The sequence below is a fragment of the Streptomyces sp. MGP-P1 genome, assembly GCF_057766565.1.
In genome coordinates, this window is record NZ_JBYMEM010000001.1 from 1 (window position 1) to 24,249 (window position 24,249).

At 68.9% G+C, this 24,249-nt stretch carries 17 protein-coding genes and 6 pseudogenes; 12 read left to right on the plus strand and 11 right to left on the minus strand.

Annotated elements, in window-relative coordinates:
- Window positions 1-861, plus strand: a pseudogene (locus tag AC3CH1_RS00005) (hypothetical protein); the annotation flags it as partial.
- 1,027 nt (window positions 862-1,888) lie between these two features.
- On the opposite strand, the gene AC3CH1_RS00010 reads toward AC3CH1_RS00005, so the two are convergent.
- The 5 genes and pseudogenes from AC3CH1_RS00010 to AC3CH1_RS00030 form a co-directional block, all read right to left on the minus strand.
- Entirely contained in the window at window positions 1,889-2,218 is a 330-nt protein-coding gene (locus tag AC3CH1_RS00010; protein WP_488460921.1) for a hypothetical protein, read from the minus strand.
- A 44-nt stretch (window positions 2,219-2,262) separates the two neighbouring features.
- Entirely contained in the window at window positions 2,263-2,394 is a 132-nt protein-coding gene (locus AC3CH1_RS00015; RefSeq protein WP_488460922.1) for a hypothetical protein, read from the minus strand.
- 231 nt (window positions 2,395-2,625) lie between these two features.
- Window positions 2,626-3,033: a hypothetical protein gene (locus AC3CH1_RS00020; RefSeq protein WP_488460923.1), complete on the minus strand. Its 408-nt coding sequence runs from the start codon at window positions 3,031-3,033 to the stop codon at window positions 2,626-2,628.
- Window positions 3,034-3,338: 305 nt separating this feature from the next.
- A pseudogene (locus tag AC3CH1_RS00025) lies at window positions 3,339-4,051 on the minus strand (helix-turn-helix domain containing protein).
- On the minus strand, window positions 4,051-4,458 hold the full coding sequence (locus tag AC3CH1_RS00030) for a hypothetical protein (protein ID WP_488460924.1): 408 nt from the start codon (window positions 4,456-4,458) through the stop codon (window positions 4,051-4,053). The pseudogene AC3CH1_RS00025 and the gene AC3CH1_RS00030 overlap by 1 nt, the downstream one beginning before the upstream one ends.
- A gap of 2,725 nt (window positions 4,459-7,183) precedes the next feature.
- Between AC3CH1_RS00030 and AC3CH1_RS00035 the strand changes: the two are divergent.
- Window positions 7,184-7,988, plus strand: a pseudogene (locus AC3CH1_RS00035) (IS5 family transposase).
- Between the two features lie 1,439 nt (window positions 7,989-9,427).
- Complete coding sequence (locus AC3CH1_RS00040; protein ID WP_228924541.1) at window positions 9,428-9,925, plus strand: hypothetical protein; 498 nt, start codon at window positions 9,428-9,430, stop codon at window positions 9,923-9,925.
- Window positions 9,926-10,013: 88 nt separating this feature from the next.
- Here AC3CH1_RS00040 and AC3CH1_RS00045 read toward each other — a convergent pair.
- Window positions 10,014-10,822 (minus strand): IS5 family transposase gene (locus AC3CH1_RS00045; RefSeq protein ID WP_488460925.1). Its coding sequence is split into 2 segments (ribosomal slippage): window positions 10,014-10,474 and window positions 10,474-10,822, totalling 810 coding nucleotides; the frame shifts between segments, so codons are not numbered across the junction.
- 87 nt (window positions 10,823-10,909) lie between these two features.
- Between AC3CH1_RS00045 and AC3CH1_RS00050 the strand changes: the two genes are divergently transcribed.
- Together AC3CH1_RS00050 and AC3CH1_RS00055 are read left to right on the plus strand one after the other, a co-directional pair.
- Window positions 10,910-11,674 carry a class I SAM-dependent methyltransferase gene (locus AC3CH1_RS00050; RefSeq protein WP_488460926.1) on the plus strand — a complete coding sequence of 255 codons (765 nt, stop codon included), beginning with the start codon at window positions 10,910-10,912 and terminating at the stop codon, window positions 11,672-11,674.
- Between the two features lie 276 nt (window positions 11,675-11,950).
- Window positions 11,951-13,440 (plus strand): annotated as a pseudogene (locus AC3CH1_RS00055) (NF041680 family putative transposase).
- 23 nt (window positions 13,441-13,463) lie between these two features.
- Here AC3CH1_RS00055 and AC3CH1_RS00060 read toward each other — a convergent pair.
- From AC3CH1_RS00060 to tap, 4 genes and pseudogenes are all read right to left on the minus strand, one after another.
- Complete coding sequence (locus AC3CH1_RS00060; protein WP_488460927.1) at window positions 13,464-13,754, minus strand: hypothetical protein; 291 nt, start codon at window positions 13,752-13,754, stop codon at window positions 13,464-13,466.
- 280 nt (window positions 13,755-14,034) lie between these two features.
- Window positions 14,035-14,427, minus strand: coding sequence for a hypothetical protein (locus AC3CH1_RS00065; RefSeq protein WP_488460928.1), 393 nt, complete (start codon window positions 14,425-14,427; stop codon window positions 14,035-14,037).
- A 517-nt stretch (window positions 14,428-14,944) separates the two neighbouring features.
- Window positions 14,945-15,500, minus strand: a pseudogene (gene tpg, locus AC3CH1_RS00070) (telomere-protecting terminal protein Tpg).
- 3 nt (window positions 15,501-15,503) lie between these two features.
- Window positions 15,504-17,472: pseudogene (gene tap / locus AC3CH1_RS00075) on the minus strand (telomere-associated protein Tap).
- Window positions 17,473-17,845: 373 nt separating this feature from the next.
- On the opposite strand from tap, the gene AC3CH1_RS00080 reads away from it, so the two are divergent.
- From AC3CH1_RS00080 to AC3CH1_RS00110, 7 genes are all read left to right on the plus strand, one after another.
- The gene (locus tag AC3CH1_RS00080) at window positions 17,846-18,181 is read left to right on the plus strand and encodes a class I SAM-dependent methyltransferase (protein ID WP_488460929.1); all 336 of its coding nucleotides are present in this window, start codon (window positions 17,846-17,848) and stop codon (window positions 18,179-18,181) included.
- A gap of 387 nt (window positions 18,182-18,568) precedes the next feature.
- The gene (locus AC3CH1_RS00085) at window positions 18,569-19,132 is read left to right on the plus strand and encodes an AAA family ATPase (protein ID WP_488460930.1); all 564 of its coding nucleotides are present in this window, start codon (window positions 18,569-18,571) and stop codon (window positions 19,130-19,132) included.
- Window positions 19,133-19,295: 163 nt separating this feature from the next.
- Entirely contained in the window at window positions 19,296-19,478 is a 183-nt protein-coding gene (locus AC3CH1_RS00090) for a hypothetical protein (protein ID WP_488460931.1), read from the plus strand.
- A gap of 554 nt (window positions 19,479-20,032) precedes the next feature.
- Entirely contained in the window at window positions 20,033-20,668 is a 636-nt protein-coding gene (locus AC3CH1_RS00095) for a hypothetical protein (RefSeq protein ID WP_488460932.1), read from the plus strand.
- A gap of 207 nt (window positions 20,669-20,875) precedes the next feature.
- Window positions 20,876-21,907, plus strand: a complete 1,032-nt coding sequence (locus AC3CH1_RS00100; protein ID WP_488460933.1) for an endonuclease/exonuclease/phosphatase family protein — start codon at window positions 20,876-20,878, stop codon at window positions 21,905-21,907.
- 243 nt (window positions 21,908-22,150) lie between these two features.
- The gene (locus AC3CH1_RS00105; protein ID WP_488460934.1) at window positions 22,151-22,567 is read left to right on the plus strand and encodes an ester cyclase; all 417 of its coding nucleotides are present in this window, start codon (window positions 22,151-22,153) and stop codon (window positions 22,565-22,567) included.
- 15 nt (window positions 22,568-22,582) lie between these two features.
- Entirely contained in the window at window positions 22,583-23,374 is a 792-nt protein-coding gene (locus AC3CH1_RS00110) for an alpha/beta fold hydrolase (protein WP_488460935.1), read from the plus strand.
- Window positions 23,375-23,411: 37 nt separating this feature from the next.
- Here AC3CH1_RS00110 and AC3CH1_RS00115 read toward each other — a convergent pair whose 3' ends face one another.
- Entirely contained in the window at window positions 23,412-24,227 is an 816-nt protein-coding gene (locus AC3CH1_RS00115; RefSeq protein WP_488462106.1) for an EamA family transporter, read from the minus strand.
- Window positions 24,228-24,249: the final 22 nt, after the last annotated feature.

The window sequence follows — 24,249 nt, forward strand, 5'->3', positions numbered from 1 at the left end:
CGGTGGGTGACCCGGCTGCGGTGGGCCGACGGTGCGAAGTGGTTCTGGCGCCGGTGGAGCGGGGGTGCCGCCGACAGCTGGGAGGACCCCCGCGAACACGGCCACCTGGCCCATTACCTCGTCCAGGACATCAGCAGTCGGCGCAAGGGCTGGCAGGCGGCGCTGGAGCGTGCGCAGCGGCTCGTTTCGGCCTGGGCGGCGGAGGTTCCGGCGGACACTGCCGGGGCGCAGAAGGATCAGCTGCTGCTCGTCCAGCTGCCGGCTCGGATCCGGGGGGACCGGTATGGCTGTGGCGAGCCGTTCCTGGGCACTCTGAGCGAGTGGGAACTGGGCATGCTGGTGTGCTGGGCCACCGAGGCGGACTGGGACCGGTTGACCGTGACCGTGCGGGTGCCCAAACCGGTCGCGTCCCGTCTGCTGTCCGGTCGTGGTTCACAGTTGCGGTGCAGCACACCCGCGCAAGGATTCCCCGAATCGGCATCGTTCGCGCAGTTGCCCGGCCAGCCAGCGGGGCCGGGAGTCTTCGACGACACGCCGGTCGCCGAGCGGCGCCCGGTCACCGTCCGTGATCTACGGGCCTTGCGAGTCCTGTCGCGGGATCCGGACGGGCTGTATCTCGTCCTGTCTCTCGACAACGGGCCCGAGGTCCTGTCGCTCTTCGCGCTCGAGGCACGGGTGGCGGGAGGAGGCCGCTACGTCTTCATCGCGGCCGCCGGTGATCTGCCCGACGCGCTGGTCACATCTGGGCAGCAAGACCTCACGGCCCCCGCCACAGCGGATGCGGATCCGGTCCGGGCGCCCCGCATCCACAATCCGGGCCATCCGGACTTCGGCCGTCACCTGGGGACGGCCGAAGGCTGAAAGGCTGGTGGTGCGCCTGGCGCGCACGCAGCGGGAGGCCGATGCCACGCTGCGCTGCCTGGCCCTCGCCCGGGGAGCAGCGGATCTGCGGAGCCTCGATGACGGGTATGACACTGGCAGTCGCCGTGACCAGCTGCCTCTGCTCCTCTGGGACGGGCTGCTGGCCAGCCGAGCGGCTGACCTGCGGCCCTTCCGGCCCGCCGATGATGATGCGCGGCAGGAGGGCTCCGGTCTGCCCTGGGGGTGCTCGCCCGGGTGCAGTTGTACACCACGGACGGCTCGGCGGGTTCGAGGGAAAGGCGCCGCCCCCGGCTGCCAGCACCTCCGCAGCGACCGCGGCCTGAACCGGTACTTCGAACTGCTGACTGTCGAGGAGATGCTGCGTTCCACCAGTTCATCCCGTGCAGCAAGTGCGGCGGTTACGCCACCCGGCGGCTGTCCGCAGCGCAAGTCGCCTACTACCGTGCGGCACACCAGATGCACAGCCTGGCCGGACAGGTCCGGTGGGCCCTGGGCCATCCCGACCTGGAAGCAGACACCGCTTCGCTCCTGGCCGAGCTGCGGCAGTCGGGCGGCGCTCCCGGCCGATGAATGGTTCACCGAGGGCAGCGAAGACGTGGAGTGGCAGCGTTTCGTCGCCCGCCTGCTGCGGCAACTCGGAACAGCCGTCGCCGGCAGCCGACAGCGTACGTAGGACGCGGCCCCGGGCCGGGTACCGGCCCAGACCGCATGCCGAGGAGCTGGAGGCCGGCGTCGGGCGGCGGGGCCCGTGCCAGCGAGAAAAGGCTCGCCTCCGCCCACCCGACGGCCGGTGCTCCTCCGCAGCCTGCGCGGACAGGAGCGCCCCTGTGAGGGTCTCCTCCTCGGAAGCCTGGCCGGTGTTCTCGCCAAGGCTAGGCGAGTGGAGCGAACCAGACTTCTGTCCGGTTCATTGACCTCATGCATCGCAGAGCGCGCACGACCAAGAGCACGGAGGCCGGTGCCGCGTCGTCGTCTGCGAGCCGTGCAGTTCTTGCAAGACCGGCAATCAGGCTGCCAGCGGAGCGGCGTGGGCCGCCCGTGCCGGCTCATGGTGAGGGAGCATGCCCGCCACGTCAACGAGGGGCACCACGACGGGGTACAGGTCCTCTCCAGCGGGGTTGGCGAGTCCGTGATGGCGCTGCGCCACGGCAAAGCCGACCGCGATGAGGTCGGCAAGCTGTAGCGAGGGGTGCTGCGTGGACTGCCCTCGCAGGAGTTGGCCCAGATGCACCCCACGGGACAGGTGGCGGAACTCGGGGTAGCCGCGGTCACGTGCTGCCGCCTCGATGTCGTCGAGGTTCGCATCGGACAGGGTTCTCTGGTCGTCTACCAGCATGTTGACCCTGCCCAGTTTCCGGGACCAGTTGGCGGTGACCGCAGCTACGGCCGGATCAGAGGCTCCAGTGCTTGCGGGATGGCGGCGTCGGGCCCGTGTGCGGCCTGGAGGAATTCGACGGCTTCCTCCTGGGTGGTACGCAGCAGTGCCGGGCCTCGGTGACGTTGCGCCGGCATGAACGGGCCCAGGCCTCCTCCACGATCTCGTAGAAGTCGTCGACGGTGACCTGCTGGTCCCGGTTCCTCTGGGATGTGAAGGCGACGGTGACATCAGCAGCCGGCCGAAGAGCGCCGGGCCCAGGGCGCGGGGGCCTTCCTCGAACAGGCTGCGGGCCATCTTGCGGGCATCGCCGGCGTTGCGGAAGTTGCTGCCCTGCTTGTGCGCCTGTTCTTCGACGAACAGGTCGATCAGCTTGGCCACGACGAAGTAGTGCTTGTCGAGCAGATAGACCGATGCCCTTTCGTGCAGAGCACCGCCCGGTGCGAGGAGCGCGACAGGACCGAGCGCCGCTGGCCGTTCTTCGGGCCGGCGAAGACGCCTGAGAACTTCAGCTCAGGTGCTTGCATGCGGGTAGCGGAGCGGATCTCATCCACGATGGGCTCCGCGTCGGCGTCGCTGATGGCTACTGATCCGACCGACAGGTAGCGGCTGCGCTGTTCGCCGTGGAGTTGGTCGCCGTCCCATCCTGACTCGTCGACGGCCACCCACCGTCCCCCTCCCTCGATGTCTGCTGTGGCGCCGAGTTGGTTGCGGCGGGCGTAACGCGGACCGAGCAGGCCTGTGCCGGGGTTGGGCTGACGGGAAGCATCACTCATGGGCGTGATGATGCGGTATGCGGCGCGCCCTGGGCAACGCGCTGTCCGTGGCGCACACGGCAGACAATCTCCGCAGAGCCCTGTCGCGCAGGTTGAGTGACCGGCCCCGAATCGTCGCGGCTGGTCGCATGTCGTGGTCGATTCCAGCCAGAACATGAAAGGTCAACGACCGTGCTGCCATGGTGGCCCCGCTATGGCCTTCCTTCGCGGCGCACACGCGTTAGCCACGACCGGACAGGATGAGGCCCAGGCATCACTTCCCCTGGCTGTGGGGTTGGCGGTACACCCGTTGCGGCCGCGCGGGGTCAGCGAGGGCGCCAGGTACGGATTTCGAGATGGACGATGTGTGCGTCGGGATGATCCGGCCGGTGTCGACCAGCCACCGGTGGATGGCCGTGGTGACATCGCCGCCCGCCGCATCGACACGGCGGGCGATGTCGGCTGCCCGAAGCACTCGTTGTGGCGGATCCGTAGGAGCGTTCCTCGGTGTGGTCGGCGCGCTGGATGACGTCGCGGCGGATGCCGGGTGAGTCGGTGCGGCTTCCTGACACGTGGACGTAGCCGGTTTTGGCGAGGCGCACGGTGAAGGCCAGGCGCAGGTCCTGGCGGGCGGCTTCGGCGATCAACGGGCGGAGTCGGGCGGAGCCGGAGGCGATGGCCTGTGCTCCGGCTCGTCCCGGTGCCGGTGCCGGTGGGGGTGATGCGGACGGCTTTGGTGCGGACGCGGGCTCGGGTGCCGCTGGCGGTGGTGCGGCGGGTGGTGTGGGGGGCGGCGATCGCGGCGAGTTCGGTGACGTCGCTGATGCCTGCGGTGTGGATGGCGGTGAGGACCTGGGTGAGGGCGGGGACGAAGGATGCGCCCTTGTTCTTTGTGTAGAACTGGGAGACGAGGGGGAGCGTAGCGGTTGATGATGCGGGCGATGTCGCGTTTGGTGTAGCCGGCTTGTTGGAGTTGGTCGGCGAGGCGGGCTGCTTCGTTGCGGTGCGGTGCCGAAAGGTGCCTGCGGCGCGGTGGCATCAGGCCTCCTTCGCAGTGGGCGTGGCGTGGTGGGCGGCGCGGCCCTTGTCGCGGAGGGTCAGGAGTTCGTCTTCGGTGGTGGGGGCCGGGATGGGGCCGGGGAGGTGGCCTTTGTTGAGGTAGTCGCCCGGCTGGCCGTGGTGGGGCCAGGTTTGGGGCTGGGTGAGGTAGACGGCGTCGGTGCGGAAGGCGACGATTGTGCCGGGTGGGGCGTGGAGGGCTCCGGCGTAGGTGTTGTCGTCTCGGTGGCGCTGGGAGAGCAGGGCGGCGCGGGCGGAGGACCAGATGTGGGAGGCCCATTCGGGGTGGGCGTTGGGGTCGCGGGTGAAGCCGGTGGGGCGTTGCCAGGTGATGAACTGGTCGTCGAAGCCGATGATTTCGGCGTCCGGGGGGACGTCGCGTTCCATCGTGCGGGGGGTGGTGCCGGTGACGGTGCGGGGGCGTTGGGCGAAGGCGCCGATGCCGTAGAGGAGGAGGGCGCGGCGCGCGGGCGGCGAGGTGGGCTGCGGTGCGCTGGTCGGGGTCGCCGTTCAGGTCGGCCTGGGCGGTGAGGGAGGCTGCGGCTTCCTTGAGTTTCTTGGACCAGTCGTCGAGTGGTTTGCCGTCGTCGAAGAGGATCCCGTCGAGGATCTCGATCTTCCACGGGATGTGTGGGTTGCTGGTTGGAGAGGGCGGTGTGGATTTCGGGTCCGCCTGCCCAGGTGGTGAAGGTGGTGCCGGGGGTGGCGGGGTAGTGCCAGGCGCGGTCGCCGGGGGCGGGTGCGGGGAGGATCCCGATGTGGGTCCAGGTGTCGGGGACGGTGACGCGGACGTGCCAGTGGCCGCAGGCGAAGAGGGCTTTGGTCTGTTCCTCTGGGACCAGGAGGCGAAGGTGGCTGCAGTGACGCGGCGGGGGTGCCGACTCCGGATTTCCAGGTGTGTTTGGCGTAGGCGAAGGTGCGGTCGTACTCGACCAGGGCGGGGAGCTGGGCGGGAACACGGGGCGGGGTGATCAGTTCGGTGCGGCCCTGTCCGGCGGTTGCGTGGAAGAGGCCGCGGAGCTCTTCGGACAGGACGGGGTAGCCGTCCGCGTACTGGCCCTTGGTGGGGATGGTGCGGGTCCACAGGTCACGGCCGGTCTGGGACGGTGAGCCCATCAGGACGGCGTCGGGCCACTGGCGGCGCAGGGCCTTCCACAGCAGGACGAACGCGTCACGGATGACGGCGGGCTCAGTGCCCTCGGTGTCGAACCACTCCCCCGCCGACCGGATCTCGACATGCTGGTCGCCCTGTTCGCGCTGGTATCGGCCGACGGGGTTGCGGGGGTGGACGAAGTCGCGGCCATCTTGTCCTTGCCGCGGCCGGTGTCCGTGCGCCAGCCGGGTGTAGATCAGCCAGGCGGCGACGGTGTCCTTGAGGAAAGGGTGCTGGTCGGCCTGCCGGTGCCCAGGGGCGCCTGGCGGTGTCGATCCGCTCGACACCGCCGGGCAGGACGTGGAAGACGGTGTTCAGGATTTCCGCGGCGCTGGCGGTCGGCAGGTCGATGCGGAACGTCTGGTCCCGGTGGACCAGCACACCGGTGTGCGTGTCGAGGAAGACGGTGCTGCGGGCCTGCTGGGTGAAGTTGGGGTGTGTGGAGGCGAGGTTGGTGGTGTGGGTGAACCAGCGGTCCCCGTGGGGCCTTGGGGGTGCCCGGGAAGGGTGCGCTGTGCTGTCTGGGCCGCGAGAGAGGGGCGGCGGTGGCCGGGGCGGGCTTCGAGGGGGCTGCGGGCCGTTGGGTTCAGCTGCCGGTTCAGGGGCGGGGCGGGTCATGGCCGGGGCGACCGTGCCGCCTGGGACGGGGTCTGTGGGTGTTCGGTGCTACTGGGCAGTGCTGTGTCCCCGGCGGGCTCGGGGGCTGGGACGGCTGTGGTGGGCGGAGTTGCCGGTTCGGGCGACGGGGGCACGGGAGTGGGGTTTGGCTGTGCTGCGGTGGTGAGCCGGTCGGGGGCGAGGATGGGGGCGATCGCCACGATGTCGGCCAGGCTGAGCCCGGCCGCAGGAGCGATACGCTCTGCCTTCGCCTTCTCGTATCCGCGAGCGCGGTGATCTTGCGGGCGCGGTCCGTCTCCAGTTTCTCCAGCGTGGCCTGCGTCTTCCTGATGCCGTCCCGCAGGGCGCGCAGCTCGGCCAGCTCCGCGTTGTAGGTCTTTGCGTCCATCACGATTCCTTGTGCCTGCGGGTCAGTTGGCGGAAGACTTTGGTGGAGACGTAGGCGACAGCGCCACCGAGTGGGAGGGCAGGCGGGTGCCCGAAAGAGGTCGGCGATGCCCGGTCGGCCTGCCGCGGTGCGGTCAGGTGCACAACCGCGGTAGCCAGGTCGGTGACATACCCGGCCAGGACGGCGTCCGGGAAGACGTGCCGCCCGTCTTCCCTCTCTCCATGTCCCCAGGCCTGTAGGACGGCCACCACGTAACCGGACAGGGTCACCGGGAGCACTCCCCCCCGGCGGCCACACTGGCGGCATCGCAGCGCCACCCGCCCGCAGGCTCTCCAGAAGATCCTCGGGGGCAAGCCTGAACAAGAAGCCGACCGCTGCCCGTCAGGACCACCGCCCTGGTGGGCAGCGTCAACACGCAGCACACCGATCTCCTTCACACCCAGGTGCTGCACGGGAGCGGAAGGGCGCTCCCGCAGAGCCTGTACGACCTGAAGGGGAGTCATGACCCGCACGCCTGGGCGAGAGCCGGGCAGGACCTCTGCAGTGATGAGGCGGCGGAAAGTAGTGATGGCGCAGCCGAGTTCCTGGCAGCTTCTGCCCAGTCGTGAGCAGCATGGCCTGGCTCCTCGCCGATTGAAGCTCTGCTTGCAAACATACCGCGAACCCTCTCCAGATACAAGCCAACTCAATTATCTGATCCGACTTGCACTTCGTTCGGGGACAGGCGAGACCACGACGGCTTCGGACCGTGTCCCCGGGTCCGAAGGCCGCGAGCTGCTTGGTGCGCAGCTTCCGGTGAACGGGAGTTGGCGGGGGCGCGGCCCGGTAGCGCACGGCCTCCGCGCTGCAGCTTCACCCGGCTCGATCAAGGCTCTCCTCCTTCACTCCGAAGGGCGCACAGCCAGGAGGACTAAGAAGCCATCTCATTTGGGCGACTCGGTATTCTGCGAGTCATGGTGGGGATCGTTGAGCGGTTGGTGCCGGACGAGTTGTGGAGTATTTCCAGCGGGTGGTGCCGGAGGCGCCGTCAGCCGCGCAGGGCGGTGGCCGGCGGCGCGGCGACCGGGAAGTGCTGGCGGCGATCGTCTTCGTGGCGACATCGGGTTGTACCTGGCGGCGGCTGCCTTCGGCGTCGTTCGGCCCGTCCGGCGCGACCGCCCACCGGCGGTTCTCGGAGTGGTCGAAGGCCGGGTGCTGGCCAAGCTCCACCGCCTGGTCCTCGACGAACTGGGTGCCCGCGGCGAGCTGGACTGGTCGCGGTGCGCGATCGACTCGGTGAACATGCGAGCCCTGAAAAGGGGGACCTGACAGGTCCGAATCCTGTCGACCGGGGCAAGTACGAGCTCGAAAATCCACCTGATCACGGAAAGGTCGGGTCTGCCCATATCCGTCGGCATCTCCGGCGCCAACCTGCACGACAGCCAGGCCCTGATCCCCCTCGTGAAGGGCATCCCGCCAATCCGCTCGCGCCGCGGCCGGCGACGGCGCAAGCCCGCCAAACTCCACGCCGACAAGGGCTACGACTACGCCCACCTGCGGCAATGGTTACGCGAACGCGGCATCACCCACCGCATCGCCCGCAAGGGAGTCGAGTCCTCGCAACGGCTGGGCCGCCATCGCTGGACCGTGGAGCGCACCATGGCCTGGCTCGCCGGCTGCCGCCGCCTCCACCGACGCTACGAACGCAAAGCCGACCACTTCCTAGCCTTCACCAGCATCGCCTGCACCCTCATCTGCTACCGCAGACTCACCAAATGAGATGGCGTCTAAGGGGAGCCGGAGAGCGGATCTCGTCCTGGGGGACGCGAAGAAGCCGCCATGCGGCCGAGGAAAACGGCAGTTCGTGACAGCTCGTCGCCGAGGCGAGGGGGACAGCAAGCACGGGAGAGCCAGAAGGCGCTCACACCTCTTCGAGGTGAAAGCGGCGCCGTCCCTTCGGCTTCGTCGGCCTCAGTGCAGCGGCGTTCACGCCGGTGAAGAAGTGCGCTCGCGCCGGGCCCAGTTGGCAGGCGAGAGGGTGCCGCCGCCGAACGGCTTCACGCCGCCGGAAGGGCATAGAGCAGGTGGCTCGGTGAACGAGCACTACCGGTCGCGGCTTGCCCGCCTACCGTACGAGCAGCCGGCAGACCGGCCGGGAGGAAGGAACAGGAGGCCACGGACGTTGACTGCCTGCAGGTTCTGCCGCCCTCACAACCCCTCCTGCCGCGCCCGGCGGTATGCCAGTTGGAGCAGCGTGAATGTTCCGGCGTCTCCCCCAGCGTCCGGGTGCCATTTCCGCGCCGCGGCCTTGTAGAGCTGCTGGGCTGTGCGTTCGTCCGAGGCCGTCGCTTGTGCGAGTTCCCTCAGCAGGGGAAGGATCCTTGGGGTGGGCAGGGGCTTTCTGCCCGAGAGGGCCGCCAGTTCGGCGTGGAATCGCTCGCGTTGCCCCTGTCGCGGCTGCGCAGACGCCCTCTCGGCGTGCCGATCCCGGGCCTGTCTGCGCCAGGAAGCCTGCTTGCAGGCATCCGACAGAACCGGGGTAGCCGGCCTGGCTTGGGAGGACGGTTCCAGGACATGCCGCAGTGGGGGCACTCCAGGCGCTGTACCGGCACGCCTTCGCCCGCGGGAACTGATCGCTCGCGTCTGGCCACGGTTTTCCCTCTCAACTTCCTCTGCACTCTGGAAGATCAAGAAATAGTTTCGAACACGGATAACATGTTCTATTCGATTGGATATCGTAACGGTACCTACACCAGAGCGGAACCGGCATCTTCCCGTCTGCCGTATTCAGTGACGGTTCCTGAGGGTGCCGGACAGCCGGATTTATCATAACGGGGCAGGCGTCACGCCGGTGCCGCAGCGGCTCACTCTGCTTGTTGCGAGGCCGATTCCAAACGGTAGGTCACGACCCGCTGGATACACCGCGAGTGCGGGCAGCACGGACCATCCGGCACCGTCGCAGGTATGCCGCGAGCTACCGTCGCGGCTGACGCAAAGAAGGCGTCAATCTTGACCCTTGGGGCATTCACCCACGAGGGTTACGGCATTAGGGAAGGTGTCCGACGGTAGGTGGGCCCAGGAATACGGGGTAGTTCAGTGCTGGCTGGATGGGAGAGTGTTTCCATCCAGCCAGGAAGTTGCTAGGTAGGTGGCGGGACCGCTATATGGTCTGCTGCGCAGGGAAGGCCTTTTACGACTATGCCGGAAGGAGATGCCCAGTGAACGTGACCAGGCGGAGGCTGTGGGCTACCCAGCTGGCGCGGCATGCTGCAGAAGACAGAGAACTGCTCCGCAGGGCGACGGCTGAGCGTCAGGCCGCCGAGGAAGCGCTGCGGTCGGCGAAGGAGCGGGAGGATTTGGTGGCCTTGATGGTCACGGCTTCCGGCAGTGCTCTGTCGAAGGCCGAGGCCTGGCTGTCGGCACTGGACGAGCCGCTGGCCGAGGGTGCGACCGGTGTTCCTGATCCCGTCGCGGAAGCGTCGCCGCGTTCACAGCCGCGGGTCTCCGTCGCTGCCGTCATCCAGGACTTGCTGCGGCTGCAAGTCGAGGCAACGTACGCGGAGATCAAGGATGAGGTCGGGAAGATGCGTCCCGATGTCAAGGCGGAGAACTGCGCCCGAGACCTGAACCGCATGGTGAAGCGCGGAATTCTGACGCGTCCCCGGACCGGTTCATACCGGCTTGCTGTCAAGGAGTCCGAGCCAGTGCGTTCCTGAAAGATCATGTCCTGGCGTGCGCACATAGGCACGGGATACCGCCGAAGTGAGGTTCGGCGGCCCCGGCTGCGCATGTTTAGACGCCATCTCATTTGGTGAGTCTGCGGTAGCAGATGAGGGTGCAGGCGATGCTGGTGAAGGCTAGGAAGTGGTCGGCTTTGCGTTCGTAGCGTCGGTGGAGGCGGCGGCAGCCGGCGAGCCAGGCCATGGTGCGCTCCACGGTCCAGCGATGGCGGCCCAGCCGTTGCGAGGACTCGACTCCCTTGCGGGCGATGCGGTGGGTGATGCCGCGTTCGCGTAACCATTGCCGCAGGTGGGCGTAGTCGTAGCCCTTGTCGGCGTGGAGTTTGGCGGGCTTGCGCCGTCGCCGGCCGCGGCGCGAGCGGATTGGCGGGATGCCCTTCACGAGGGGGATCAGGGCCTGGCTGTCGTGCAGGTTGGCGCCGGAGATGCCGACGGATATGGGCAGACCCGACCTTTCCGTGATCAGGTGGATTTTCGAGCCGTACTTGCCCCGGTCGACAGGATTCGGACCTGTCAGGTCCCCCTTTTCAGGGCTCGCATGTTCACCGAGTCGATCGCGCACCGCGACCAGTCCAGCTCGCCGCGGGCACCCAGTTCGTCGAGGACCAGGCGGTGGAGCTTGGCCCACACCCTGGCCTTCGACCACTCCGAGAACCGCCGGTGGGCGGTCGCGCCGGACGGGCCGAACGACGCCGAAGGCAGCTGCTGCCAGGTACAACCCGATGTCGCCACGAAGACGATCGCCGCCAGCACTTCCCGGTCGCCGTGCCGGCGCCGGCCACCGCCCTGCGGCCGCGACGGCGCCTCCGGCACCACCCGCTGGAACAACTCCCACAACTCGTCCGGCACCAACCGCTCAACGATCCCCACCATGACTCACAGAATACCGAGTCGCCCAAATGAGATGGCTTCTAAGCACTGCCAAGCGCTGTCTGCCCCGCTCGTGTGAGGATGGTCGGCATGTCTGCTCGTGCACTGAGCTTCGGCGTAAACGCGGAAGCCTACGAAAGGTTCCGGCCGGGGTATCCCAAGGAGCTCTTCGACTTGGTGATGACGTACGCGGGCCGACCGGTCCGGACGGCCCTGGAGATCGGTGCGGGGACAGGCAAAGCAACCCGCCTGTTCGCTGACCATGGGGTCGCGGTCACGGCGACGGAGCCCGACCCCGCCATGCTCACCGAGCTGAACAAGACCGCGACCCCGAACGTGACGACCGTGCGGGCCGCGTTCGAGGACCTGCGGCCAGGTGAGACCTATGAATTCGTCTATGCGGCGGCAGCCCTGCACTGGACACGCCCGGAGAGTCGGTGGTCAAGAGTGGTCGCGCTACTGAAGCCGGAGGGCGTTTTCGCCTCGTTCGGCGGCCAGGTTCAGCCGGCTGACCCAGCTGTTGCGGAGTGTGTGCGTGCGGCGCGGGCGCCGTTCCTGGAAAGCGACGAGGTTCCGTCTCCCGATGGGACTGATCCTGACGAGGAAATGCAGTGGCCGGGCACGGAACTGCAGCGGTCTCCGTTGTTCCTCGATGTTCAGCAGGCCGTCGTCAAGCGGCGCTTGACGACGAGCGCTTCTGACTACGTGGGTTATCTGTCGACGGTCTCGGCGTATCTCCAACTGCCGCAATCGAGGCGACAGCAGGCGTACGACGCGATCACGCGGGTCCTTCCCGAGACAGTCGAGATCGCCGCCGACATCATCGTCCATCTCGCGCGGCGACGATCCGAGTAGGGGCGACACTCCCGGGGTCCACGGCGAGCATCACGCGACGATCTGAGTCGAGACGACCATGTACGCCGACTTCTCATACCCGGCACCCACCGTGGTCACCCGATACTGAGATTTCCGTTCGAGCGATACCGCTCGCGTTCGTAACAACAACAGCCACTCAGCTTGTCGTTTATCGACCCCGTGTCGAACAGCCCTCGAACTTGAGCCGTGATTTCGCAGCTCAGCGGACGTGCGGGCGGTCTTCGCTCGATCCTGTGCTCCGACCAAGGAGTGCACATGACCGTAACGGCGGCCGTGGAGTCGAGTCTGCTGGATGAGGATGTCCGCCGGGAGGCGTTCGCGGAAGCGTCATACTTCCGGTCGGAGTTGTATGCGTGCCTGACCAGAGGGGGCGACGAACTGTTCGAGCTCTGCGACGCGCTGCTGCGCTCCGACGGGCCCGCGAAGACTCTGGTTGATCTCGCGCTCACGCCTGAACACCGGCGTGAGCACGGCGCGTTGTAGGGCGGGCTCGACCGCGGCCGCGTCGACGTCGCACGACTGCGGAGAACGCTGGCCGGGCTGCCGCAGCCCCGGGCTGCGGCCGGGCGCCTGGTGTTCACGGCCGATGTCAGCCGTGGCTACGGCCGGACGCAAACACGTCACCGGACCGCTCGTTCTGCCACACCTATGGCCATGGCGAAAGCAAGCACACGATGATCCCGGGCTGGCCGGACTCGATCGTCGCGGCACTGGAGGTGGGACGCACCTCCTGGACCGCGCTGCTGGACGCGGCCCGGCTGGAGCCGGGTACCGATGTCGCGGCGGTCACCGCCGCCCAAGTCCACGAGGTCGCCGAGCGCCTGGTCGCCGCCGACCAGTGGACCCCCGGCGACCTGGCCATTCTCCTGGTCCTGGACGCCGGTTACGGCGTTCAGCGCCTGTCGTTCCTGCTGATGGACCTACCACTTGAGCGGTTGGGCAGACTACGGTCGGACCGCGCGATGCGCCGGCCCACGCCTCCGAGGATCTACGACCCGACGGGCGGGCGGCCGCCCAAGCTCGGCTGCGAGTTCATCTTCGGCCAGCCGGGCATCTGGGGCGAGCCCGACGTTCGGACAGTCACTGAGACGGAGCGGTACGGCACCGCGGTGGCCACTTCCTTCGGCCGGCTCCACCCGCGGCTGACCCGCCGCGCGGCCTGGCTCACCCGCCGGGAGGAGCTGCCGATCATCGAGGGCACCGTAATCCGGCTCGAGGTCAACCGCCTGTCCAACGGAGCGGACCCCGAGCCAGTCTGGCTGTGATGGTCGGGCACCGGCGCGAGCGAGACGGATGTCGACCGGCTCCGGCACGCGTTCCTGCGCAGATTCGATCTTGAGCACACCTTCAGAATGATCAAACAGACGCTCGGAGGCCCCGCCCCAAGCTCCGTGATCCCGTGGCCGCCGACCGGTGGACTTGGCTGATCGTCGCCGCTCACACCCAACTCCGTCTCGTCCGTGGCCTGGTCACCGATCTCCGTCGCCCCTGGGAACGGCCGGCTCTACCGAACAAGCTCACCCCGCCCCGGGTACGGCGCGGGTTCAGGAACCTCCGTATGAAGTGCCCCCCTGCCAGCCCATGCGCCCAATCCCACCAAACCCGGCCCGGGCCGCCCGCCCGGCGTGAAAAACCGACGCCGGGCCACCGTTCAGGACGTCGGTCTTGTCCTCGAGACCGGAGAAGCGCATTCGCGCCCCAGGCATTACAAGAAAGGCACCAAGCCCCCACGCGTCACGGGATGAGCGGCAGGCTCGGTGTTCCCACATCAGGCGCGGAGCAGTGCGGCGTGGATGCGGGCGATGGCCCGCAGCACCTCGTCGCGGTTCTTGGCCTGCTGCATCCATGCAGGCAGGCGGGCCACCACGGTCATCTTCCGGCCGTGGTCGTGCCAGGGAATCCCTTCACGCAGCGGCGCCTGCACGAACCGCCTGATCAGGTCCAGGTGTTCCAGGTTGTAGGCCCATACCCACGCGTGCCGGTTCTCGGTCTGCGGCCACAGACGGACGCCGAAGTACGGGTCCGTGGCCGGCTCATCCCGACCCCGGTGCAGGGTCACACCCCCACGGCTCCATTCCTTCGCCGCCCCGCAGTTCCGGCAGGCTAGACGCCTTGGTCCAAAGAGATCCGGATCGTGCACCCCTGCCGGATCCGGTCCTGCCACGACGTCAGCGATCTTCTCGCAGCCTGGACAGCGCACGAGGACAGACGCGAGGAAGTCGTACTTCGTACTGCGCGGGTCCCGGAACCGATGGTGTGTGGAGATCGGACTCATCAGACCACTATGCGAGCCACGCACCCAAGGCTCCTACGGGATAAAACGACTAGCTCAGGGGGCGCTATTGGTTCTCTTTGTGCTTGCGGGCGGCGGCGAGGAGTCGTTGGGCGGTTCGTTCGCTGACCTTGTAGCGCTGGGCGACGTCTGCGGTGGTGAGAGGCGCCACGGTGGTCAGTCCGGCGATTTCTGTGATGCGGGGGTCGTGGCGGGGGCGTGGTGCGCGGTTGCGGGGGTCGCCGGGCTGTCGGCCGGGGTTGCGGTGGCGTTGGTCTCCGGCTTCGCGTCGGGCTTCGGCGCTGTGGTGGGGCCACCAGGTGCGGCCGTGGCGTTCGATGCCGGCTGGCAGGTAGCCGGTGGTGGCGTAGGCGCGGACGGTCGAGTCCCCGAGGCCGTGGATGCCGGCGGTCTCCTTGTCGGTGAGGAGGTCGTCGGGGTGTCTCTCTCCCGGTGGCACGGCGGTCGGCCACGGCTTGCGTCCTCGGCGACCGGTTCCTCGTCCTCGTCGTTCGCCGCCGGCGGCCACGACTTCCCGTCGAGGTAGGCGCGGACCTGCTCTTCGTCGTACAGGCGCAGGCGTTGGCCCGGGTGACCACGGGTACGCGTGCGCGGAGGGCGGCGCCGTGGCGGCGGCGCCAGGGGTGGACCGGCAGGCCTGCGGCGGTGGCGATGTCGTCCTCGGTCAGGGCGGGGCGGCCTTGGGGGATCATCCGTGTCGCTCTCTTCCTGTGCTCGGCACCGCCGTTCCGTACGGCGTGCGCCCGCCGGCCGGGGCGGGGGCGGCGCGCGCCGGGGGCTCCGTGCGGGGCCTGGTGTCGCCCGGCTGCGGTTCGGGGTTCCCCGGGTGCGCGCTCGGCGTTCGGGTCGCGGGCGGCCGTCGCGCACGGCCCGGTGCGTGACGGTGGCGTTCTGGCGAGGGCCCGCCTCCCCGCGCCTGATGGTGTGTCGCGTCCGGGGCGAGGGGTCGGGAGGGTTCAGAAGTTGAGATCGAGGTAGTCGATGTCGTTGATCTCGACGTCGGAGAGTCCGGTGGCACGGTTGCCGCCGTCCTGGAAGTAGACGTTCTTGAAACCTTCGGCGATGATGCCGCGCATCTCCTGGTCGTTGGCTCCGGCGTCGCGGGCGTCGAACAGGCGCTGCGCGTACGTGGCGGGGAGGTGGACGGTGAGGCGGCGGAATCGCCCGTCGTCGGTGGTGCCGACGGGTGCGGTGTAGCCGAAGCGGGCGGGTCTCCACGGTGATCCCGCCGGTGGTGGCGGCCTGGCGCTTGCGGCGCTTGCGGACTTGGGGCTGCCAGCGTGCCCGGACCGCGTCGTCGATCTTCGCGGCGACGTCGGCGCGGGCGGGCTTGCGGGCTCCGCGCCGGTAGTGGTTCACGCTGTCGGCGGTGACGCCGAGCTCCGCCGCGACGGCCTTGGCACTGCCGTACTGCTTGAGCAGGTAGCCGATCTGGGCCTTGAGCGTCTTGGGCGGTTCACGGGTGAAGGCTTCTCGGTCGGCGCGCTCGATAGCGTCCTCGATCTCCCCCATAGCCTACTCCCCTTCGTCCAGGACGGCGTCGCCGCCCTTGATGTGGCGAGCTGGGTTCAGGCCCTTCTCCATCAGGTCGACCGCCCATGACATGGTCCGGACGCCCTCCAGCTTCACCAGGCCCGGGGCCGCGCCGAGGCGGAAGCCACCGGGCCGGGGCTTCCCGGCATCGTCGTACGGGAGGAAGTCGAGTGGGCTGTCTCCCGGGCTGGCGTAGGCGACGCAGTCCGACAGCACGGCGAGCGGGTACAGGCCGGTCATCTTCGCCATGTTCGTAATCTTGCGGTGCATATTGACTCGGGCCTTGCTGATGACGGCGGCCCGGATGTCGGGTCGCCAGGTCGGCCGTTCCAGTGCGGGCCACCGATCCCCCGCCTTGTAGTGGCGCCCCTGGGGGCGTTCGCGGAGCTTGCCGACGCCGCCCTTCACCGTCGCTTTGATCGCGGACAGCACGGCGGCCATGGCGGGGTCGGTCTGTTTGTGCTGTTCCATCGCGGCGAGGAAAGCGCGGTCGGCGAGATCCTTGGTGACGCCGAGGTCGGCGAGGGTGTCGACGTAGGCGGTGTTGAGGCGGTCGTGCCACGGGTCCAGGTACGCGCCGGTCCCACGGCGCAGATAGGCCTCGACCGGGTGGACCTCGTGCCCGAGTTCCTGGGCGTAGGCGACGGCGTTCGTCTGGTACCAGGCCGGGCCCGTCGGGCGGGTGCCGTCGGGGTGAACGGGCTGGGCAGGCGGGGGTCCAGCTCGATGTGGCTCAGGTCGACGAGCCAGCTTCCGGGGATCTTCGGGTGAAACTTCGGGGCGGGGAAGTGGTCCGGCGTGGAGAGGCCGACGGTCAGGCGGGAGGCGGCGGCGAGGAATGTCGCGTTCAGGTCGAGACCGATCGCGTAGGGCAGTGTGCACTCCTCGGCAGTGAGTGCGTCCACCGGCCGGACCCACTGGTAGGCCTCCTCGTTGAGGAAACCGCCCTTCCAGCCGCTGCCGACTACGACGGGGTGCTCCGGGGTGGCTTCCGGCGGGGCCGGTTCCATCGGCTCGGTGCCGAGACTGCCCGCGTTGTGGCCGGACACCCGGGCCCCGGTCGCCTCGTCCCGCACGGCCCTGGTCGGCGGGCGCAGCGCGGTCATCAGTTCCAGTCCGGAGACCGCCGTGGAGCCGCGCGGGGTGGTGACCCGTGTCGCGTAGGTGCCCAGGACGCGGGCGATGTCGGCGGCGCCCATGTCCGCGACGCCGGGCCATGACCGTTCGTCCAGGGCGTCCCACGAGAGGATCGCGAGTTGTACGCACTGCCGCTCTCGCCCCTGCGCCTTGCGGTACACCCTGGCCCACGGGCCGAACCCGCGCTGGGTGAGCTGCCAGCGCGCCTTGGCCACCTGCTTGACGACCGGGTGGTCCTCGGGCAGGCGCAGGGAGCGGCGCTGCTCGTGGCCCTCCAGGCGCTCGGGGAGCCCGAACTTCACGGTGGCTGCTGCGGTGAGCACGATCAGCGGGTCGGCATCCTTGCCGTTGCGGTGGAGCTTCGCCGCGCCGAGGCCGGACTCGGTGAGCGTCCACTCAACCAGTTCCGGGATCATGGTGGCGGGGCAGTGGAGGACGAGGTCGTCGATGCCGTGCGCGGAGCCGTGGCCGTCCAGCACGGCGAGCGGGCCGTTCGGGAAGCGCGGGTCGGTCGCGGGCTGCGCCGCCTTCTTCGACGCCGGGCGGCGCGAGGTCGCCGGACGGGCGGGACGGCGCTCGGGGGTGGCCTGGTCGGCCGGGGCTGGTGCCGGGGCGGGGATCTCCGGCTCGGGGGCTCGGGAGTGCCGGGGCCGGTGAACGTCTCCGGAACCTGCGGCTGGGGCGGGGTGGCGGCGGGGTACTTCGCCGCCCACCCGTTCAGCAGGCGCTGATAGGCCGTGAGGCGCGGCTCCTGGGGCTCGGAACGCCCGGTTTCGTAGCCCTCTGCCGGGGCCTTCGTCCACCCTGCTCGCACCCGGACCGCGGGTCGTCGTGGGGTCACCCGCTGCTTTCTCGCGCTGCGGCCGCCGCCCCGGGCGCTCGGTGCGGTGTCGCGGGACGACGTGACGGCACCGTGGAAGCGGTCGGCCGCCGCGCGCTCGCCCAAGAAGGCGACGGATATACCTCCACGGTTCGCGCGTCCAGTGCTTTTGATCGCTTGCGGGCTTCCGGGTACCGGGAGGGATCGCGGATTCCTGACCTGACCGACCGGCTGCGCGGCCGGAACCACGAGCGGCTGCCGCCACACAGATACCGCCGCTTCGTCGGAAACGGCGACTTCCTGAAGGTCGGGCGCCAGATCACCGGCTACGTGACGGCGGGAGCTGGACGTCGGGTACGCGCACGAGGTGCTGGACGTCGGCTGCGGTGCGGGGTGCATCGCGGCTCCGCTCACCGACGTCCTCGGCGAGAAGGGCTCCTGTCTCGGCTTCGACATCGTGCCGCATGCCAGCGAGTGGTGCTCGTACGCCATTACGTCGAAGTACCCAAATTTCAGATTCGAGCATGTCGACATCCGTCAGGAGATCTATAATACCGACGCAAAGCCGCGAGCTGTGGATTTTCAGTTCCCGGCCGAGGGCTCGGCGTTCGACGTGGTCGCGATGGCGGGTCTCGTCAGCCATCTGATCCGGCCCGGGTTGAACAACTACCTGACGGAGGCGGCCCGTGCGCTCCGCCCTTAAGGCAGGTGCTTTGCGACGGACTATCCGGTCGACGACAAGGTGGCCGAAAATATCGCCCAGGGGCGTACGGCGTTCACCTTCACCAACAATCGTGGCGAATACTACGTACATTCGAAGGAAGAGCCAGCCTACGCTATCGCCTATCAGGTCGAGTATCTGCGCGCCGCAGCCGCACGGTATGGTCTGCGCCTGCGTCGAGAGCCGAAGACGGGCACGTGGGGTATCTCCAACGAGAGTCCGACCACCTGGACCTGCTCATCCTCGAACGCGGCTGAGCGCACAGGGCGCTGAATACCCGTGCAGGCCACGCCGTCGGCTTTTTCCGGACGTGCTGGAACGGCTGCGGTCCGCGCGACCGAGTACACGAGAGAGGAAACACTTCACCTTATGGCAGACAACAATCCGGGTGACGGAGGCAGCAGGGGCGTCCTCGTCCTGTCGGGCATCTCCGCGGCGGGCAAGTCGACCGTCGCGCAGGCTCTGGCCGAGCGGTTGGACCGATCTGTTCACGTGCGGGGGGACTTCTTCCGTCGCATGATCGTCAACGGTCAGGTCAACGTGACCGCCGACCCGGAGCCGGAGGCCCTCGAGCAGCTCCGTCTCCGGCACCGACTGGCAGCGGCGTCCGCCGACGCTTACTGCCAGGCGGGTTTCACCGCGATCCTCCAGGACATTCTGCTCGGCGAGCATCTCCAGGAGATCACCGAGACGATCAAGAGCCGGCCTCTGGCGGTGGTCGTCCTGGCTCCGAACCCCGACGCCGTGCTTGCGCGGGAGGAGAAGCGCGCCAAGACCGGCTACGGCCCGGACTGGCAGCCCAAGGACCTCGACGCGGTGCTCCGCGGCGGCACCTCGAAGATCGGGCTCTGGCTGGACACCTCCGACCAGACGGTGGACCAGACCGTGGACGAGATCCTCGAACGGGCCTGGACCGAGGGTGCCGTTTCCTGAACGTCCGGGGCCGGTTCGTGTCCACCACCTCGATGGTGGACACGAACCGGCCCTCTCTCGTCGACTCTCTCGTCGACGGAGCGGAACTCCTGGACAGGAGACGTAGGTTGCGCACCACGGCAAGGGGACAGGGTGGGCAGCGGGTCGGCGTCGTGGGACTCGGTTGCATGGGGATGTCCTATGCGTACGCCCCCACGGGCGGGACGACGCGGCATCGATCGCGGCCATCCACCGTGCCCTCGACCTGGGCGCGGATCTGATCGACACCGCCGACGTCTACGGGCCGCACGCCAACGCGGCCGCGTCCGCCCGCGAGGGCGCGGCCCTGAGCTGCGTTTTTTGGTAGGGGCGGCGGACTGGCGCGCGCCTTCCTCAGGCCGACCACTTCATGGGTGCCGGGGTCGCGGGCGGCTCTTGGGTGGGGCGGGAGAGTGTCCGGGAGCCATCGGATCCCTGCCACGGTGAGCGGGACGATGGCTGATCCCTTTCCGCAATCCCCCTTTGAGCTCATAACACGATCAAGATCGTGCCTCCTTGAGGCGTCTGAAGCAGATCGGGTTGCAGGCGAGGGAGACGAAGCCGGCGTGGAGTTCGTGCGGCGTTACCAGCGGACGGTGAGCCGCTTGCACGGGTGGAGCAGGCAAAGGTCTGCTCGATGACATAGCGGAGCCTGCTGATGCCCATGATGTTCGGAGATCCCTTGCATGGTGCGCTACGAGCACTCAGGGGTGAGTTGTTTTCGGCGGGAGTTGTCACCCGGCAACCCAGGTCCCCTTTTTGACCGGGCGTACACATACAGACCGCAGACGACCCATATGCCGACCGATTTCTCCACGACTGGTCATTTCCGGCATGGGGCACCTGAGGGCAGCCTTCTTCCCTTTCCATGATAGAGTCTTGATGATTTATCAGAACGACGCGATAAAGGGGAATGGCGTGAATACCGAGAAGCTTACGGCTCGGCGTCTTACAGCCGAGGAGACTTCAGGTTTGGGCCCCCAGGACGGTGTCTTCGTCCCGGCGAGCATGGATGGCGTTTCCCCCGACTGCTACGCACCAGCTTTCCTTACGAAATCGGGAAAGAGTTTCGAGGGCGGGTCCTTCACGGTACGGACGGCATTCGGCGAGGAGGTTCATGTCCTCCCCGACAGTGCCGAAGAGGGCGGCATCTGGATTGCAGACAAGGCAGGGGAGGCAATCGAGGTTCTCCAGAGTGCCGGCGTTCTTCTGAACCTGGCCCTCTTCGTTCCCGGCGGAAGCAAGGAGTCCCTGGACTCTCTCTATTCCGCGGCCCGGGAAGCATTCGGCGCAGGGGTCGTCCAGCGTTGGAGCGAGGAAGTCGTCGAAGTACCGGACGTCAAGGTCGACCTGTACGAGGAGCCGGCCCGGGGACGCAAGAACACGAACAGCCAGAACCGCGACCGCCGCGCCCTGGACATCTTCCCGACTCGCGTGCGGTTTCTCGAGCCCAGCGAGGGCTGGAAGTTCGTCGTCGAACCGCACAAGGAGGTCATCGACGAGACGCCGACGATCTGACCTGATGGCAGGTTAGCTGCGATGCCGTGGGAGCCCGTCAGTACGCTGACGGGCTCTTCATCGTGGAGCGGGCCCCCTCCGCCCGACTTTCCGGGGCCTCTTGAGTGTGGAACCCGCCTGCGGAACCATGCAGCATGCACCGACGTCTCCGTCCGGGATCCGGCCATCACCTTCAGTCCACCGGGCACGACTCCAGGATGGGAACAAGTGACGCACACGGCTACAGAGGCCCCGCCCGCTGAGAGACGGCGGTGGGCCGGTGGTGGCGGGCAGCTATGGGGGCTGCTGGGCTGCGCGGTCGCGCTCATCGCGCCCGCCGCTCTGCTCGTCGTCCGGCTGACGGGGCTCGACGCCGGAACACCGCTGGCGATGCCGATGGTGCTCTTTCCCTGGACCACCGTCATCGGCGTACTGGTGCTGTTGCTGATGGCCGCCGTTCCTGCGCTGCGGTCCCGATGGGCCCTGGCCGGCACCGCAGCCCTGGTGATCGCTCACGCGGTGTTGCTCGCCCCACGGTTCCTAGCTGATGGCCCGCAGGTGCCGGAGCGCGCGGTTGAGCTGCGTGTGGCCACCCTCAACACCAACGGGGGCGCCGCCGACGCCCAGGCGGTGGTGCGTCTGGTCCGTACGGAGCGGATCGATGTCCTGGCAGTGCAGCAGATGCCGCCGGGCGGCGTGGAAGCCCTCGACAGGGCGGGCCTGGGCGCGTTGCTGCCGCACCAGGAACTCCACCCCGAGTACGACTCCTCGGTCTACTCACGGCTCCCGATCGGCGAAGCCGGTACCACTCGTGCCGACACCGCCTGGCCCCAGACCGTCGCCGAGGTCGCGGTCGGCGGACGTAGCGTGCAGTTCGTCGCGGTGCACACCTACTACCCCCTCGGGAGCCCGGAGCGGTGGACCCGGGACATGGCCGCGCTCACCTCCCTGGCGCGGCGCGCGGGCCCGGACACCGTGTTCCTGGGTGACTTCAACGCTTCCCTCGACCACACTCCGATGCGGGACCTGCTCTCGGCCGGCCTCACGGACACGCACGCCGAGCTCGGCCACGGGTGGGCCCCCACGTGGCCCGCCGGCCGTGCCCTCGTCCCACCCGTGGTCCAGCTGGATCACGTCCTTCACGGTCCCGGTCTGGCCGGGGTCTCGGTGGGTGAGCGAACCGTGCCCGGGACCGATCACCGAGCCGTCGTCGCGGTGCTCGCGCTGCTGCCGGAGAAGGACCGGGAGCGGCGTCGATAGTCGTGGACCCCGGTTCCGCAGCGTGCGCCGCCGCTGCGCTGGTCGGTGCGACGCGCCCTCCCGTGCTGGAGCGCGCCTTCGAGAGGCCAGGGAAGAGTGCGGGCGCAGCGGAAGAGTGCAGGCGTAGCGCGGCCGGCACCCTGCGCGGAGCTCCGCCCCGATTCGACCGGGCAGCCCAGGAAACCGCCGGGCAGAGGGTGAAGAGGCGAGGCGGGGCCGGTGACGGGAGGTAAGAACGGGGTCATGGACACCAAAACGCTTGCCCGCCGGTTTCTGGAAGAGTCAGCAGACGACGACCGCGAGTCCGTCTACGCGCACCACTGCACAGCCGACTACGCCGAGCACGACCCCAACATGGAGCAGGAGACCGTGGGTCTCGCGGAGGCCACGCGTTCGTACCGAGAGGTCCGCGAGGCCTTCGAAGTCACCCACACCGCACAGAGCTTGGTGGCCGAGGGCGATCTCGTCTGCTCCCGATTCATCATCCACGGCCGCCACACCGGCGACTACCGGGGAAACCCGCCCAGCGGCAGAGCGTTCGAGACGACCGGTCACGTCACCTTGCGGTTCCAGCAGGGCAGGATCGCCGAGAGCTGGTTCAACTACGACCTGGCCGGGGCGCTCGAACAGGTCGGTGCTCCCCCGGCCCTCGGCCTATGAGGAGTGAGGACGCCCATGCCGCGCACGACGACGCCCGACGGGGTCGGTATCGCCTATCAGGTCCGGGGCGACGGGGCTGCTCCCCTGCTCCTCCTGGCGGGGCAGGCCAACAACCACCACTGGTGGGACTCGGTGCGCGGCGACTTCCACGACGCCCGCAGCACCATCACCTTCGACTACCGGGGTACGGGGGAGAGCGACAAACCCGATCTGCCCTACAGCACCGAGCTGTTCGCCCTGGACGTGATCGCGGTACTCGACGCCCTCGGTATCGAGCGGGCCGACATCTACGGGACGTCAATGGGCGGGCGGGTGGCGCAGCAGCTCGCGGCGCGCCACCCCGACCGCGTACGCGCCCTGGTGCTCGGGTGCACATCGCCCGGCGGCCCGCACGCCGTCGAACGCACCGACGACGTGCGCAGGTCCCTGGTGCAGACGCGACCCGGTGCGGCGCGGCAGGCCCTGCTGGAGCTGATGTACACCCCGGCCTGGCTGACGGCGAACCCCGGACCGTACCGGACGCTGGGCGACCCGGGCATGCCCGCCCACGCCCGACGGCGCCACCTCGCGGCCGGCAACCAGCACGACGCATGGCAGCTCCTGCCGGGTATCGGCGCGCCCACTCTCGTCGTGCACGGCGCCGATGACCTGCTCAACCCGGCCGCCAACGCTCCCCTGCTCGCGGAGCGTATCCCCGGCGCCACTCTGCACCTGGTCCCCGGAGCGCGGCGCGCCTACTTCGAGGAGTTCCGCGCCGTCGCGAGCCCGCTCGTCCTGGACTTCCTCACCACCGTCACGCAGCGGTAGGAACGGGCCGGACGCGCGGTGGACGTCGACGTGATCCTCATGGGGTTCTCTTCCTGTGTACGGTGGATACGGCGGCGGTGTTCGCGGCGACGATCACCGCGATGGCCGACCAGGCGAGGACGTCGAGCCGCTGCCCGAGAACGGTGAGGCCGACCAGGGCGGCGAAGACCGGGTTGACGCTCATGAACACACCGAAGAAGTGGGCCGGGACACGGCGCAGCGCCAGCAGGTCGGCCAGGAACGGCACCGCCGATGAGAGCACCCCGGCGACGAGGGCGCAGCCCAGCGCGGTGGGCGTGGGCGGGTGATGCCACAGCACCCAGGCGCCGACGGGCAGGTAGAGCACGGCGGAGACCATCGCGGCGGCGGCCGAGCCCTCCAGGCCGGGCAGGCGGGTCCCGACCGTCCGGTTGAGCAGGATGTAGCAGGCCCAGCAGGCCGCCGCCAGGAGGGCCAGGCCGATGCCCGGGTAGTCGGTGGAGGGCGTGGGGCGCATGAGCACGGCCACCGCGCCCGCGGCTGCCCCGGCGGCGACCAGGTCGGTCCGGCGACGGGAGCCGGCCAGGGCGACGGTCAGCGGGCCGAGGAACTCCAGCGTGACGGCCAGCCCGAGGCCGATCCTGTCGATCGCCGTGTACAGGGAGAGGTTCATCCCGGCGAACACCAGGGCGAGGCCCAGGACGGGACGCCACTGCGCGGCGGTGAAGTGCCGCAGCCGTGGCCGGCCGACGGCGCCGAGGATCACGGCGGCCACCCACTGGCGTACCGCCACCACCCCAGCGGGCCCGATCACCGGGAAGGCGAGAGCCGCGACGGAGGCGCCCGTCTGGTTGGACAGGCCGCTGCCCAGCATCAGGGCCACACCGGCTCCACGC